Genomic DNA, 15,651 nt, shown 5'->3' with positions numbered 1-15,651 from the left:
CTTCTTCGGCATCGGCCGCGTCGGGTGCGGCCGGTCTCACGTGGGGTGGGCGAGAAGCGGCCCGACCGTGACGACGCTCAGCGAACCGCCCTGAGCGAGGCGTCGCGCTGGTCCGGGGGCAGCGCGTAGCGGGCTTTGACCGCTTCGACAATCCGAACCATGCGCATGGAGTTCGAGCCCTTGACCATCACGGCGTCGCCCGGGCGCAGCACCGCGACCACGGCGTCGGTCAGCTCGTCGGCGCTCAGCGCCGCGACGCCGCGGCTCTCGATCGGCAGCGCCTCGAACAGGTGGCGCATCAGCGGCCCGGCGGTGAAGACGAGATCGATTCCGTTCGCACGCACGGCCTCGGCGAGGTCGCGATGCAGGCTCTCGCCCGCCTCGCCCAGCTCCTTCATGTCGCCGAGCACGGCGATGCGGCGGCCCTTCGCCCCGGTATCGATCCCCTTCAGCGTGGCGAGGGATGCCCGGATCGAGGCCGGGTTGGCGTTGTAGCTCTCGTCAACCAGGTAGGCGTCGCCGTCATCGATCCGCAGGGCCGTGCGCTCGCCGCGCCCGACCGGGGGCTTCAGCCCCGCCAGGGACAGGGCGGCGCGGGCGAGGTCGGCCCCGAGCGCGTGGATGCAGGCGAGCACCCCGAGCGAGTTCATGGCGACGTGCCGGCCCGGCGTCCCGAGCTGGTAGGTGACGGGCACGCCCATCACGGTCGCGTCCACCACGGACATGTCGGGGCGGGTCAGGATGCGGTGCGCCCGCACATCCGCGTCCTCGTGCTCGCCGAAGGTGATGACCCGACCGGCCTTCGAGGCCTGGGCATGGGCGAGGAGGCGGGGAAAATTCGGGTTGTCGCGGTTGATCACGGCCACCCCGCCGGGACTGAGCCCGGCAAAAATCTCGCCCTTGGCGTCGGCGATGGCCGAGAGCGAGGGGAAGTGCTCGATATGAACCGGCTCGACCGTGGTGATCAGCGCCACGTCCGGTCGTACCTGGGCGGTGAGCGGCAGGATCTCGGCGGCGTGGTTCATGCCGATCTCGAACACGCCGTAGCGGCTGGTGTCCGGCATCCGGGCGAGCGTCAGCGGCACGCCCCAGTGATTGTTGTAGGAAGCGACCGAGGCATGGGTCTCCCCCTGCGCACCGAGGACGTGGCGCAGGGCCTCCTTGGTGCCGGTCTTGCCGACGGAGCCTGTCACCGCGACGATGGCCGCCTTCGTGCGGGCGCGGGCGGCGGCGCCGATGCGGCGCATCGCGTCGAGGACGGGATCGTCGGAGCCCTCCGGCACCCCGAGAACCGGGCCGAAGGCGGAGAGTTCGTCGGCCCGCGATTGCGCGACCACGGCGGCTCCCGCGCCCTTCTCGAGGGCGGTGCGCACGAAGTCGTGGCCGTCGCGGGCCTCGCCCCGGATCGCGAAGAACAGGTCGCCCGGTTGGAGGGTGCGGGTGTCGATCGAGGCGCCCTCGATCGGGCGCGCCGCGCCGATGAGGCGTCCGCCGGTGGCGGCTTCGAGCTCGGCCTGGGTCCAGAGGGGGGCGGTCATCGGTTCACCTCAGCGATCGCGGCGCGCAGGGCCTCGTGATCCGAGAACGGGAGCACGCTTGTCCCCACGATCTGGCCGGTTTCATGGCCCTTGCCGGCCACCACCAGCACGTCGCCGGCGGCGAGGCCGCGCACGCCCGTGCGGATCGCCTCCGCGCGATCGCCGATCTCCTCCGCCCCCGGTGCGGCGGCCAGGATCGCGGCGCGGATCGCCGTCGCCGCCTCGGTGCGGGGATTGTCGTCGGTGACGATGACCCGGTCGGCCAAGCGTTGCGCGATGGCGCCCATGATCGGGCGCTTGCCTCGGTCGCGGTCGCCGCCGCAGCCGAACACCACGACGAGCCGCCCGGACGCGAAGGGCCGCAACGCCGTCAGCACGTGTTCGAGCGCCTCCGGCTTGTGGGCGTAATCGACGAGGCACAGGCCCCCCTTCGCCTCGCCGATCCGCTCCATCCGGCCGGGTACGCCCGTGAGATGGTCGAGGGCGGCGAAGACCGCGGCCGGGTCCTTCTCACCCGCCGGCGTGGAGAGCGCGAGGCCCGCCGCGACCAGAGCGTTCTCGACCTGGAAGCCGCCGACGAGCGGGAGCCGCACCGCGTATGTGTCGCGTCCGTGCACGAGCGTCAGAGCCTGCGAAAAGCCCTCCGTCCGGGCTTCGATCAGGCGGATGAAGTCGCCGTTGCGGCCGGTGGTGCGCAGCGCGTGACCGGCGGCGTCGGCGACGCCGATCACCCGCTCGGCATAGGCGCCGTCGGCATTGACGACGGCGGGGGATCCCTTCGGCAGCAGGGTGGTGAACAGGCGCAGCTTGGCGTCGAGATAATCCTCGATGGTCGGATGATAATCGAGATGATCGCGGCCGAGATTGGTGAAGGCCGCCGCCCGCAGGACGACGCCGTCGAGCCGGCGCTGCTCGATGCCGTGGGACGAGGCCTCCATGGCCAGATCCGTGATGCCCTCGTCGGCGAGGCGGGCCAGCGTCTGGTGCAGGGTGACCGGATCGGGCGTCGTCAGCGAGCCGTAGGCGGCGCCGCGATTCGTGACGATGCCCACCGTGCCGAGGCTCGCGGCGTCACAACCGATCCGCGACAGGATCTGGCGCACGAAATCGGCGACCGAACTCTTCCCGCTCGTGCCGGTGACGGCCACCACGGTCCCGGGCTGGCGACCCGACAGGCGGGCGGCGGCGAGCGCCAGGGCGCGGCGGGCGTCGGGCACGGCGATCCAGGCGGTGGCGTCCGGCAGATCGGCCGGGCGCTCGCCCTCGCCGACGACCGCGACCGCCCCGGCCTCGGACGCCTTCGCGGCGAACAGCCGTCCGTCGGCCACGGTGCCGGGCACGGCGACGAACACGCCGCCCGGCATGACCTTGCGGCTATCGGCGGTGAGGCCGGCGACGGGCTTTCCCGCGTGATCGGTTGCGGCGTCCCCGAAGAGGTGGCCGAGGGTGGGCTGGCTCATGCGAGGCTCCCGCTGCCTGTCGCGTCTCCATCCCTGGCCCTCACCCCGCGATGCCGCGCAGCGGCCTCGCAGGAGGGTCCGGTCCCGCAGGGCGAACGGGAGCCCTCCTTCGAGGCCTCCGCTGCGCTCCGGCACCTCAGGATGAGGGCATGGGTGGGATGAAGGGTTCCTGTGTTTCGGGCAAGGCCAGGGCTTACGGCCCGCCGACCTGCGTGGCGTGATACGCCCCGAGCTTGACCATCAGCGGGAACGGCTTGGCCGGCGCCTCGAATTTCGGCGGCAGGCCCAGCACCGGAGCCGTGCGTTCGATGATCTTGCCGGTGACCACGCCCGAGTTCCAGGCGGCGGTGGCGTAGCCGCCGCTCTCCGGCAGACCCTGCGGCTCGTCCATGATCGTGACGAAGAGGTATTTCGGCTTGTCCATCGGCGCGGCGGCGGTGAAGGTCGTGAACAGGCGGTTCTTGACGTAGCGCCCGTTGATGACCTTCTCGGCCGTGCCGGTCTTGCCGCCGACGTAGTAGAGCGGGATCGCCGACTTCTTGGCCGAACCCTCGACGGCGTTGAGGCGCATGATGAAGCGCATCGCCTCGCTGGTCTCGGGCTTGATCACCCGCGTCGCCTTGGCATGGGCCTCGGCTTCCGTGGTCTTGAGGAAGGTCGGCGTCATCAGCTCGCCGCCGTTGACGATGGCGGCCACCGCCGCCGCCGCCTGGAGCGGCGCGACCGCGAGGCCGTGGCCGAAGGCGATGGTGATCGTGTTGATCTCGGTCCAGCGCGGCGGGATAATCGGCATGGCCGATTCCGGCAGTTCCGTGCGCAGCCGGTCGAGCAGGCCCATCTTCTTGAGGAAGGCCTTGTGGCCGGGCACGCCGACGCCGAGCGCCATCTTGGCCGAGCCGATGTTGGAGGAGTGGGTGAACACCTCCGGCATGGTGATGACCCGGTTGGTGCCGTGGTATTCGTGGATCTTCTGCCGGCCCCAATGCAGCACGCCGCCGCGGGTGTCGAAGGTCGAGTTGACGTTGTACTTGCCGGAATCGAGCGCCATGGCGAGCGTCATCGCCTTGAAGGTCGATCCCATCTCGTAGACGCCGACATTCATCCGGTTAATGCGGTCGTCCGAGAGCGCGTCCTTGGGCTCGTTGGGATCGAAATCCGGGTAGGAGGCGAGCGCGACGATCTCGCCGGTGTTCACGTCCATGATCATCGACGCGCCGGCCTTGGCCTTGAAGTGCTCGACGCCCTTCACGAGCTCGTCGCGCACGGCGAATTGGGCGCGCAGGTCGATGGAGAGCTGGACCGGCTTCAGATCGGTCTGCTTGGTGGCCAGCCCGAACTCGTTGAGCGCCCGGTTGCCCTGCGTGTCGATGTATTTCTCGATGCCGGCGATGCCGACATTGTCGAGATTCGTCACGCCGAGGATGTGGGCCGCGGCGGTGCCGTTCGGGTAGACCCGCTTGTGATCGGGCAGGAAGCCGACGCCGGGGATGCCCAGGCGGTGGACTTCGAGCTGCTGCTTCGGCGTGATCTCGCGCTTGATCCAGACGAAGCCCTTCTTCGACGAGAGCTTGGCGCGCAATTCGGCGGCGTTGAGTTCCGGCAGCACGGCGGTGAGCAGCTCGACCGCCTCGTCCTTGTCGAAGGTGCGGGCCATCCGGGTCGGCTCGGCGAAGACCGAGACGGTGCGGATGTCGGTGGCCAGCATCTCGCCGTTGCGGTCGATGATGTCGGGCCGCACCGCCGTGGTCGCGGCGGCGGCCACCCGGTGATCGTCGCTGTTGTTGGCGGGCGTCGCCGCCACCACGATCAAGCGCAGGGAGATCGCCCCGAACACCGCGGCGAAGGCGAGGCCGACGATGGCGACGCGGGAATGCGAGCGCTCGATGGCGAGGCGCAGCATCGTCCGGGTGAAGCGGGTCAGCGCGGAGGCCGGCGGCTCGCTCGCGATCACCCGCTCGGGGCCGACACTCCCGGCCTGCGCCGATTCCGGCGAAGCCTCCGGCAATGCCTCTTGCACCGATCCCTGCAACGGCTCTTCCAAGGATTCCTGCGAAGACTCTCGCGACGACTCGTGCGACACGGGACGCTACCTCGAAGCCGGCGGGCGGGTGGAAACGGTGCGGGTGGCGACGGAGCCGGTCGTGCGCGGCTCGTCGCGGGCATTGAGCGGTTTGTCCTTGGGCGTCGCGGTCGGCGTCGCTGTCGAGGCGAGCAGCCGGCCGATCTCGTCGCCGCGGTCGGGCCGGGCCGGCAGGTCGGACAGGCGGGCGAGGTGCTCGTCGCCGATCAGCTCCAGGGCGAGATGGCGCTCGACCGCTGCCTGAAGCCGGTCGGGTCGGGTCAGGAGCTGCCACTCGGCCCGCAACACGGCGATGGCTTGCCGCTCCTTGTGGAGCGCGCTCTTGAGCTTCGACACCTGCCCCGCCTGATAGAGCGTGTCGTACTTGATCGAGTAGGCGTAGATCGCCGAGCCGATCAGGCCGACGATGGCCAGCACGTTGAGAAGCCGGATCACCGCCGCGTTCCCTTCTGCGCCGCCGGCAGGCTCGCCAGCGCCTGAATCGCCGAGAGCGGCGGGGGCGGAGCCGCCTCGGTCCGCTCGGCCGCCCGCAGCTTCGCCGAGCGGGCGCGCGGATTGCCCTCGGTCTCCGCCTCGGTGGGCAGGACCGGGCCCTTGGTGACGAGCCGGAAGCTCTTGGGCGTGGGCGCCTCGACGCCCGGCATGTGGCGCGAGCCCTGTGCCGCACGGCCGCTGCGGGCCGAGAAGAACTGCTTGACGATGCGATCCTCAAGGGAGTGGAACGTCACCACCCCGAGCCGCCCGCCGGGCTTCAGGAGCCGCTCGGCGGCGTGCAGGCCGCGCACCAGCTCGCCGAGTTCGTCGTTCACCGCGATCCGCAGGCCCTGGAAGGCGCGGGTCGCCGGATGGATCGGGCTGCCGGGCTCGGGCCGCACCACGCTCGCCACGAGGTCGGCGAGCTGCGCCGTGGTCTCGATCCGGCCGCGCCGGCGGGTCTCCAGGATCGCGCGGGCGACCGCGCGGGAGCGGCGCTCCTCGCCGAAATGATAGAGGATGTCGGCGAGCGTCGTCTCGTCCGCCTCGTTGACGAGATCGGCCGCCGACGGGCCGTCCCCGCCCATGCGCATGTCGAGGGGGCCGTCCTGGCGGAAGGAGAAGCCGCGCTCCGCCTGGTCGAGCTGCATCGACGACACGCCGATATCGAGGACCACCCAATCGGCTTGCGCCTCGCCGATTCCGGCGAGCAGCGCGTCCATATCGCCGAAGCGGCCGCTCACGAGGCGAAGCCGTCCCGCGGAGGTCCGCACCAGATCGCCTCCGGCGGCGATGGCGGTCGGATCGCGATCGATGGCGACGACCCGTAAGTCGGGCTGGGCGTCGAGCAGGGCGCGGGTATAGCCGCCGGCCCCGAAGGTGCCGTCCACGGCGAGGCCGGCGCGGCTCAGATCGAGCGAGGCAAGAACCTCGGCGAGGAGGACGGGGACGTGGCGGGCATGATCGCCCTGCGGCCGGCGTGGCGGACGGCTCATCGGCAGGCCTCCACGGAAAGGGTGAGTCGTGGTGCGCGGGGGCCGTGAGCGGCTCCGACGGTCTCCGGCTCGGGAGAATGCATGATGGCCTGCTGCGTGGACGGACCACACAGCCGCGGCCCGGACGATGTTGGCGTTGCCGGTTCGTCGGCCCAGGACACGCGCACGAACCCTCGTCAGGCAACCTGAGCGAGTGTCGGCCGATCCGGTATCGGGCATCAACGGGATGGCGCGGGGTAACATAGGCCCTCGAAACGCGTCAACGAGCTCGGCCTTGCGGGCGACCCGGATCAGACCTCAGCAAGGTTAACCGAGCGTCAATGACGGATGGAAAACCGGAGGCTCTCCGGGGCGGGCCCTGCGCCGCGCCGGTCGAGAGACGGTGCGAGAACGCGTCTTCCCGTTTCGGAGGGGTGGATCAGCCGGCCTGTAAGCCGGGTTCTGTAGAGCCCGAGCGACTCGAGGAGTCGCCCGGACGTGGCAGCCATTCCTCTGGGACGGTCGTTGCCGACCGCCTCGAGCAACCAACCCGGGCGACGGGCCTGGAGAGCGGGCCTGCCCTTCCCTAGCGGGAAAAGCGTGTCGCCCCTATTCGGTTTTGCTCCCGGTGGGGTTTGCCGTGCCGTCCACGTTGCCGCGTCCGCGGTGCGCTCTTACCGCACCCTTTCACCCTTACCTTGCGTGGGGTGAACCCCTGCAAGGCGGTCTGCTCTCTGTGGCACTGTCCCTGGGGTCGCCCCCGCCGGAGGTTATCCGGCACCGCCTCTCCATGGAGCCCGGACTTTCCTCCCCGCATGACGCGGAGCGGCTGCCCGGCCGGCTGATCCGGCGCCGGACTTGCGCCGGGCGGCGGCCGGGGTCAAGCCTGCGCCAGCATCCCCAGCCATTCGTCCTCCGACACCACCGTCACCCCGTGCCGTTCGGCGTCCTTGAGCTTCGAGCCGGCGCCGGGGCCGGCGACGACGAGATCGGTCTTGGCCGAGACCGAGCCCGAGACCTTGGCACCGAGGCGTTCGGCGGTGGCCTTGGCCTCGCTGCGGGTCATCTTTTCCAGCGTGCCGGTGAAGACCACGGTCTTTCCGGCGAAGGCCGCGGCCGAGGCGGCGGTTTCGAGCGGGGTGGTCTCGACCTGTTCGAGGAGCGCCAGCACCGCGTCCCGGTTGTGCTTCTCGGAGAAGAACTGAATCAGCGAATCCGTGGCGACGGGGCCGACCTCGCCGTCATCGGCGAAGACCCGGTAGGCCTCGCCCGGTTTCTGGCCTGAAGCCCGTTCGAGGGCGGCCTCCGCGTCCGCCTCGCTGCCGTAATGGGCGAGCACCGCCTCCCGCTGGGACGGCGTCAGCCGCGCCCGCAGGCGCGCACCGAGGCTGAGCCCCTCGATCTGCTCGCCGGGTGTCGGGTCGAGGGCCTCGAACAGCTTGTCGCGGGTGCCGGGACCGATCCGCGGCAGGGCCGAGAGTTCCAGCCAGTCGCGGCCGGCCTGGGCTTGGGCGCCGGCGTCGAGGGCCGCCATCAGGGCCTGCATGTCGGGGAAGCGCTTCGCCAGCGCCTTGGCCGTCGACTCGCCGATCTGCGGGATGCCGAGGGCGAACAGGAACCGGTTGAGCGCGATCTTCCGGCGCGCGTCGAGCGAGGCGAGGAGGTTGTGGATCGCCTTGTCCTCCTCCTCGCCCTTCTTCTTGGTGGCCTTTTTCGGGGCCTGCTCGCCCTCCGCGCGGCGCTGGGCCGACAGGGCCTCGCGCCGGGCGACGATCGCGGCCTTCAGCGGCTCGAATTCCAGCCGGAACAGGTCGGCGGGCTGTCTCACGAGACCGGCCTCGAACAGCACCTCGATATAGGTCTGCCCGAACCCTTCGAGATCGAAGCCGTTGCGCGAGACGAAGTGCTTGAGCCGCTCCAGCCCCTGCGCCGGGCAGATCAGCCCGCCGGTGCAGCGCCGGACCGCGTCGATCTTCTTGGTGCGCGGGTTCAGCTCCCGAACCGCCTTGCTGCCGCAGGCCGGGCAGGTCTCGGGGAAGACGTAAGGGACGGCGTCGGCCGGGCGCTTGTCGAGCACCACGTCCATGACCTTGGGGATCACGTCGCCGGCCCGCACGACGATCACCGTGTCGCCGACGCGGATGTCGCGGCCCTCGCGGATCGGCTCGCCGTCGCCGCCGACGCCCTGCACGTAGCCCTCGTTGTGGAGCGTGGCGTTCGACACCACGACGCCGCCGACGGTGACGGGCTTCAGGCGCGCCAGCGGGTTGAGCGAGCCGGTGCGCCCAACATTGATGTCGATGGCCAGCAACTGCGTGATCGCCTCCTGGGCGGCGAACTTGTGGGCGAGCGCCCAGCGCGGGGCGCGGGAGACGAAGCCCAAGCGCTTCTGCAAGCCGAGGTCGTCGACCTTGTAGACGACGCCGTCGATGTCGTAGCCGAGATCGGCGCGCTCGGCCTCGATCGCGCGGTAATGCGCGATCATGTCGGCGGCGCTTCGGCACAGCTTCGTGCGCGGGTTCACCGGCAGGCCCCAGCCCCGGAACCGCTCCAGCACCGCCGATTGCGTGTCGGCGAAGGGCTCCGACACCTCGCCCCAGGCATAGGCGAAGAAGCGCAGCGGACGCGAGGCGGTGATCGCGGCATCCTTCTGCCGCAGCGAGCCGGCGGCGGCGTTGCGCGGGTTGGCGAAGGTCGCGAGCCCCTCCGCCTCCTGCCGCGCGTTGATGGCGGCGAAGTCGGCGTGCGAGAGATAGACCTCCCCGCGCACCTCCAGCACCGCGGGCCAGCCGGAGCCGGACAAGGTTTCGGGAATGTCCTTCACGGTCAGGGCGTTGGCGGTGACCTTCTCGCCGACCTCGCCGTCGCCGCGGGTCGCGGCGGTGACGAGCCTGCCGTCCTCGTAGCGCAGCGACAGGGACAGCCCGTCGATCTTCGGCTCGGCGGTGAAGGCCACGGGCTCGTCGGCCCCGAGGTTGAGGAAGCGGCGCACGCGGGCGACGAATTCCTCCACCTCTTCGTCGGCGAAGGCATTGCCGAGGGAGAGCATCGGCACCGCGTGCCGGACCTTCTCGAAGCGGCTCGACGGCTTGGCGCCGACGGAGGCACTAGCCCGGCCCGTGCCGGCCAGCGCCGGGAAGCGGGCCTCGATCAGCTCCAATTCCCGACGCAGGGCGTCATATTCCGCATCCGAGATCTCGGGCGCATCCTCGCCGTGATAGAGCCGATCGGCCTCGGCAATCTCCTCCGAGAGGGCAGTGTGGCGGGCGCTGGCCGCCTCCTCGCTGAGGGCGTCGATGGTGGCGGGGATCGGGGAGCGCGACATGGGTCGCGTTCTAGCGCATGGCCAACCGGCCGACACCGGCATTTGCTGCCCATCCCCCTCATCCCGGCAATTCCCTCATCCCGAGGCGCCCGCGCGAGCGGGCCTCGAAGGAGGCCTCCTTCGAGACTTCGCTCCGCACCTCAGGATGAGGGGGACGGGTTGGGATTCGCAGGGGAAATACAGAAGCAGAACAAAGGCTTGGTGCCGCATCCTCGATCCAGGAATCGAAAACACGGCTCCAAGCCCCGGATCTGACCCGTTTCGTTAACGCGCGCCGCCAACCGCCTCGTGCGCAACTATTTTCGCTATTCCGCCGGCACCGAATGACCGTGACCCTGCACATGCGTCGCGCCCGGCGCGGCCTCCGCGTTCTCGCCCGCGGCGACCTCCTTCGATTTGAAGAGACGCATCACCACCACGAAGAAGACGGGCACGAAGAACACCGCCAGCACGGTGGCCGAGATCATGCCGCCCATCACGCCGGTGCCGATGGCCTGCTGGCTCTTCGAGGCGGCGCCGGTGGCGATGGCGAGCGGCACCACGCCGAAGATGAAGGCGAGCGAGGTCATGACGATCGGGCGGAAGCGGAGCGTCGCCGCCTGGAGCGTCGCGTGGACGATGTCGGTCCCGGGCTTCCAGAGATCCTTGGCGAATTCCACGATCAGGATCGCGTTCTTGGCCGAGAGACCGATGATCGTGATGAGTCCGATCTTGAAATAGACGTCGTTGGGCATCTCCCGCAGATAGACCGCCGCCACCGAGCCGATCACGCCGAGCGGGATCACGAGCAGCACCGAGAACGGGATCGACCAGCTCTCGTAGAGCGCGGCCAGGCACAGGAACACGATCAGCACCGAGAGCGCCAGCAGCAGCGAGGCCTGGCTTCCGGCCTGCTTCTCCTGCAGCGACTGGCCGGTCCAGACATGGCCGAAGCCCTTGGGCAGTTGCTGCATCAGCCGCTCCATCTCGGCGATGGCGTCGCCGGAGGTGTAGCCGGCCCGCGGTTCGCCGGTGAAGCGCACCGATTGATAGCCGTTGAAGCCGACGATCTGGCTCGGCCCCATGCTCCATCGCAGGTCGGCGAAGGAGGACATCGGCACCATGGTGCCCTGGCTGTTCTTCACGGCGTAGTTCAGCAGATCGGTCGCCTGCATGCGCTGGAACTGCTCGGCCTGAACGTAGACGCGCTGCATCTTGCCGCGGTTCGGGAAGTCGTTGGTGTAGACCGAGCCGAGATTGACTTGGATCGCGGCGTTGATGTCCTCGAACTTGACGCCGAGGGCGGCCGCCTTCTCGCGGTCGATGATGAGTTCGGCCTGGGGCGTGGGCGGCAGGCCCTCGATCTTCACCGCCTTCAGGATCGGACTCTGCTTGGCGAGCGCGAGCAACTGCGCCTCCGCTGCCGTGAGGGCCGAATAGCCCTTCTGGGCGCGGTCCTGCAGGCGGAACGAGAAGCCCGCTGCGTTGCCGAGATTGTCCACCGGCGGCGGTTCCTGGGCGTCGATCACCGCGTCGCGATAGCCGCCGAGCGCCGCGTTGGTGCCGGCCACCAGGGCGGCGGCGGAATTGGAGGCGTTGCGCTCGGACCAGGGCTTCAGGGTGACGAAGGCCTGGGCGAGGTTCGGGCCCTGACCGGAGAACGAGAAGCCGTTGAGCATCGTCACCGTGGCGACGCCTTCCTGCGCCATCAGATGCTCCTCGACCTTGCGCACGGCCCCCTGCGTCCGGTTGAACGAGGCGCCGGGCGGGGTCTGGATATCGACGGTGAAGAAGCCCTGATCCTCCACCGGCAGGAAGCCTTCCGGCAGACGCAGGAAGGCGAAGGCGGTGCCGGCGACCAGCGCGACGTAGATCATCATGACGCGACCGGACTTCTTGATGCACCACGCGGTGCCGCGTCCGTAGCGGGCGGTCTCCCGGTCGACGATCCGATTGAACCAGCCGAAGAAGCCCTTCTTGGCGTGGCCGTGACCCTTCTCGATGGGCTTCAGGAAGGTGGCGCAGAGAGCGGGCGTCAGCGACAGGGCGAGCAGCGCCGAGAAGCCGATCGAGGTCACCATCGCGATCGAGAACTGGCGATAGATGATGCCGACCGAGCCCGGGAAGAACGCCATCGGGATGAACACCGCGACCAGCACCAGCGTGATGCCGATGATCGCCCCGGTGATCTGACCCATCGCCTTGCGGGTGGCTTCCTTGGGCGGCAGCCCCTCCTCGGCCATGATGCGCTCGACGTTCTCGACCACGACGATGGCGTCGTCGACGAGGATGCCGATGGCGAGCACCATGCCGAACATGGTCAGCACGTTCACCGAGAAACCGGCGAGCAGCATCACCGTCACCGTGCCCATCAGGGCGATCGGCACGACGATAGTCGGGATGAGGGTGTAGCGGATGTTCTGCAGGAACAGGAACATCACGATGAACACCAGCACCACCGCCTCGACCAGGGTCATCATGACCTTCTTGATCGAGGCCTTCACGGCGGGGGTGATGTCGTAGGGGATGTCCCACTTGAGGCCCGGCGGGAAGAACTGGGACAGCTCCTCCATCTTGGCGCGGATGGCGCCCGCCGTCTCCAGCGCGTTGCCGTCGGGAGCCAGGGTGACCGAGATGCCGGCGGCCTCGCCGCCGTTCAGGCGGGTCGAGAATTGGTAGGCGTCGCCGCCGAGTTCGATCCGGGCGACGTCGCGCAGGCGCACGTTCGAGCCGTCGGAATTGGCGCGCAGCACGATGGCGCCGAAATCGTCCACGGTGCTGAGCTGGCCCTTGACGATGATCGGCGCGAAGGTCGCGTGATCGACCGGGCTCGGCTGGGCGCCGACGGCGCCGGAGGCGATCTGGATGTTCTGGTTGCGGATCGCGTCGGTCACGTCGTCGGGGGTGAGCGAGAGACCCCGCAGCTTGTCCGGATCGATCCAGACGCGCAGGGAGCGCTCGGTGGAGTAGAGCGTCGCGCGGCCGACGCCGGGGATGCGCCGGATCTCGTTCAGCACGTTGCGCATCAGGAAGTCGCCGAGCCCGATCTCGTCCATCTTCCCGTCGGTCGAGACCAGGGTGATGATGTTGAGGGTCGCGGCGGAGGCCTCCTCCACGAGGATGCCGTTCTGGCGGACCTCCGCGGGCAGGCGCGCCTCGACGCGCTTCAGGCGGTTCTGCACCTCGACGGAGGCCAGGGCCGGATCGGTGCCGGGCTGGAAGGTCGCGGTGATGTTGATCGAGCCGAACGAGTCGGTGGTCGACTCGAAGCTCATGATGTTGGCCGCGCCGTTCAGCTCGTCCTCGATGAGGCGGGTCGTGCCGGTATAGAGGCTCTCCACCGAGGCGCCGGGGAAGGCGGTCGACAGGGCGATCGAGGGCGGGGCGATCACCGGATACTGCGCCACCGGCAGCATCGGGATCGAGAGCGCGCCGCCCAGAATGATGAACAGCGCGACGACCCAGGCGAAGACCGGGCGATCGATGAAGAAGCGGGCCATGGGGCTCGGTGCGTCCTGTCGATTTTTTCCAGAGCGGCGGACCCGTGGGTCCGCCGAGGGCGCTCATTCCTCCATCCACTCCGCCTCATCCTGAGGTGCTGAGCGTCAGCTCAGCCTCGAAGGAGGGCTCCAGAAGTCGCAGCGATTCCTGGAGCCCTCCTTCGAGGGCGCCGCTTCGCGTCGCCACCTCAGGATGAGGGGAATGGGTGGGAGGTCATTGGACGAATAGCCGCGAAAGGGAATCAGTCCTGGAACTGATGGGCGACCGGCCGGGCGACCGATCCGGTGGCGGCCTCTTTGTCGCTCAGCTTTTCCTGGCCGTCGGTGTCGTGGCTGTCGGCATCGATCGGCTTGCCGGCGTCGGGCGAGGCCTCGGTCTTCCAGCGGACCTGCTTCACCTCGGTGCCGGCGACGATCTTCTGGAAGCCCTCGACCACGACCTTCTGGCCGGATTCGAGGCCCTCGCGGATCAGCCAGTTGCCGCCCACCACCGGGCCGACCTCGACCGGCTGGAGCATGACGCGGTTGTCGTCCTTGACCACCCAGACCTCGGGCTTGCCGTCGTTGGAGCGCTGGATCGCCTGCTGCGGCACCGCGATGGCGTCGGAATCGATGCCCTGCTTGATCCGCGCGCGGACATACATGCCGGGGAACAGCTCGTCGTGCGGGTTGGGGAACTGCACCCGCAGGGTGACCTGTCCGGTGCTCGGATCGGCGGTCACGTCGGAGAACAGCAGGCGACCGGCCGAGCCGTAGAGCGTACCGTCATCCATGATCAGATGGACGTTGGCGGTGTCGTGGGACAGCTTCGACAACTCGCCCGAGGCGATGTCGCGGCGCAGCTTGTTCAGCTCGCCGACCGACTGGGTGATGTCGACATAGATCGGATCGAGCTGCTGGATGGTGGCGAGAACGCCGGTCGAGCCGGACTCGATCAGCGTGCCCTCGGTGAGCAGCGCCCGGCCGATGCGGCCCGAGATCGGCGCCCGCACATCGGTCCAGGACAGGTTGAGCTTGGCCCGGTCGCGGGCGGCCCGGGCGCCGGCGACCTCCGCCTCGGCCTGCTTCTTGCCGGCGAAGGCGGTGTCGTACTGCGCCTGGCTCGCGGTGTTGCGGGCGAGCAGGGTCTCCAGGCGTTCGGCCTGCTGGTTGGCGAGCACCAGCGCCGCCTCGCGGTTGGCGAGCGTCGCCTCCTGGCTGGCGAGTTCGACCTGATAGGGGGCCGGATCGATCTTGTAGAGGATGTCGCCCTCGTTGACCTGGCTGCCCTGCTCGAACAGCCGTTTGACCACGAGGCCGGAGACGCGGGAGCGCACCTCGGCGATCCGCATCGGCGCGACGCGGCCCGGCAGATCGCGCACGTAGGGGATCGGCTGCGGCTTGACCGTGACGACGCTCACCTCGGGCGGCGGTGCAGGTACCGCGGCGGCGGTCTTCTGCTCGTTACAGGCCGAGACCGCGACCATCACGGCGCTGACCAGCAGGGTGGCCGGGATCGTCCAGCGGGAGCGGAGGCGTCCGGCCTCGTGCCCGGCGGGACCGGAGAGGAGTTCGGGCGTCTGGGGGGACGGCGTCACGATGGGGTCGCTCCTACGATACGCTCGACGCGCGCCGTCTCCCGCCGAACGGGAGGCGCCTCGTCTTAGGAATCACGGCCGGCCGCGAAGGGGGGCGGTCGGTCGTGGCAATCGCCGGGCCAAGGGGCGATCAAGGGGGGCGATCACGGGATGATCGCGCGAGGCGCATGCCTCGTGGCCCGTACGGATGGATGCCAAGGGGCATCCGTGAAAGACGGCCACCGATCGTAGCCGGTCACGGCCGAGGGCATCCTGAGGACGAAGTTTGGCATTCCCACGACGGGCGGGGAGGCCAAGGGTCCGAAAACGACGCCGCGCGGCGATCGCTCAGGCGCGAGGGGGACGCTCGAGGAGCGGATGGTCGGTCCCATCGGGCGAATGGTCGGAGCGCGGGCGACCGCCCGCGGACGACAGAGTCGGCACCGGGCTCGGAAGCGACGGACCGAACCGCAGATGCGTTTCCGACTCGTCGAGGTCGATCGCCGCGTGATCGATGCGCGAACCCGTCGACGGCTCGGCCGCGTTCGGCTGCTCGAAGGCGGTCTCGTAACGGTGACCTCCGACGCCGAAGGCCGCGTTGGCCGGCGATGCCAGGACGACGAGCAGGCCCAGGAGCCCGGCCAGAGCGGACAGGACGAGGCGTGTCGGAAGGCCTGCGGTCGCGCGGCCGGAACGGGCTGTGCTGTTGAAAAGCGTCACGGTGACCCGAGTGTGGGGGAGGATTCCGTTCCGTTCAATCGCCTG

At 69.5% G+C, this 15,651-nt stretch carries 9 protein-coding genes and 1 other RNA gene; all 10 read right to left on the bottom strand.

Annotation, left to right across the window (positions count from 1 at the left end):
* Window positions 1-77: 77 nt before the first annotated feature.
* Window positions 78-1,538 (bottom strand): UDP-N-acetylmuramoylalanyl-D-glutamyl-2,6-diaminopimelate--D-alanyl-D-alanine ligase, encoded by a 1,461-nt coding sequence (locus tag OWC43_RS13245; protein ID WP_393956993.1) that lies wholly within the window; start codon window positions 1,536-1,538, stop codon window positions 78-80.
* A complete protein-coding gene (locus tag OWC43_RS13240; RefSeq protein ID WP_393956992.1) occupies window positions 1,535-2,998 on the bottom strand; it encodes a UDP-N-acetylmuramoyl-L-alanyl-D-glutamate--2,6-diaminopimelate ligase in 1,464 nt (487 codons plus the stop codon). The genes OWC43_RS13245 and OWC43_RS13240 overlap by 4 nt, the downstream gene beginning before the upstream one ends.
* A gap of 193 nt (window positions 2,999-3,191) precedes the next feature.
* Window positions 3,192-5,015, bottom strand: coding sequence for a peptidoglycan D,D-transpeptidase FtsI family protein (locus tag OWC43_RS13235; protein WP_393958556.1), 1,824 nt, complete (start codon window positions 5,013-5,015; stop codon window positions 3,192-3,194).
* 69 nt (window positions 5,016-5,084) lie between these two features.
* Window positions 5,085-5,513 carry a hypothetical protein gene (locus tag OWC43_RS13230; protein ID WP_137829205.1) on the bottom strand — a complete coding sequence of 143 codons (429 nt, stop codon included), beginning with the start codon at window positions 5,511-5,513 and terminating at the stop codon, window positions 5,085-5,087.
* On the bottom strand, window positions 5,510-6,547 hold the full coding sequence (rsmH, locus tag OWC43_RS13225; RefSeq protein WP_137829204.1) for a 16S rRNA (cytosine(1402)-N(4))-methyltransferase RsmH: 1,038 nt from the start codon (window positions 6,545-6,547) through the stop codon (window positions 5,510-5,512). The genes OWC43_RS13230 and rsmH overlap by 4 nt, the downstream gene beginning before the upstream one ends.
* Before the next feature lie 414 nt (window positions 6,548-6,961).
* An RNA gene (gene rnpB / locus OWC43_RS13220) (RNase P RNA component class A) lies at window positions 6,962-7,371 on the bottom strand.
* A gap of 35 nt (window positions 7,372-7,406) precedes the next feature.
* Entirely contained in the window at window positions 7,407-9,851 is a 2,445-nt protein-coding gene (gene ligA / locus OWC43_RS13215) for an NAD-dependent DNA ligase LigA (RefSeq protein WP_137829203.1), read from the bottom strand.
* 305 nt (window positions 9,852-10,156) lie between these two features.
* Window positions 10,157-13,330, bottom strand: coding sequence for a multidrug efflux RND transporter permease subunit (locus tag OWC43_RS13210; RefSeq protein ID WP_393956991.1), 3,174 nt, complete (start codon window positions 13,328-13,330; stop codon window positions 10,157-10,159).
* A 242-nt stretch (window positions 13,331-13,572) separates the two neighbouring features.
* Window positions 13,573-14,907, bottom strand: a complete 1,335-nt coding sequence (locus OWC43_RS13205; protein WP_137829201.1) for an efflux RND transporter periplasmic adaptor subunit — start codon at window positions 14,905-14,907, stop codon at window positions 13,573-13,575.
* Window positions 14,908-15,234: 327 nt separating this feature from the next.
* Window positions 15,235-15,606 carry a hypothetical protein gene (locus tag OWC43_RS13200; protein WP_393956990.1) on the bottom strand — a complete coding sequence of 124 codons (372 nt, stop codon included), beginning with the start codon at window positions 15,604-15,606 and terminating at the stop codon, window positions 15,235-15,237.
* Between the last annotated feature and the right edge of the window lie 45 nt (window positions 15,607-15,651).

This window comes from Methylorubrum sp. POS3, from assembly GCF_043352485.1.
GTDB classification, from domain to species: Bacteria; Pseudomonadota; Alphaproteobacteria; order Rhizobiales; family Beijerinckiaceae; genus Methylobacterium; species Methylobacterium suomiense.
Note: the sequence above shows the minus strand (reverse complement) of the source record. Positions and strands in the feature narration are given on the sequence as shown.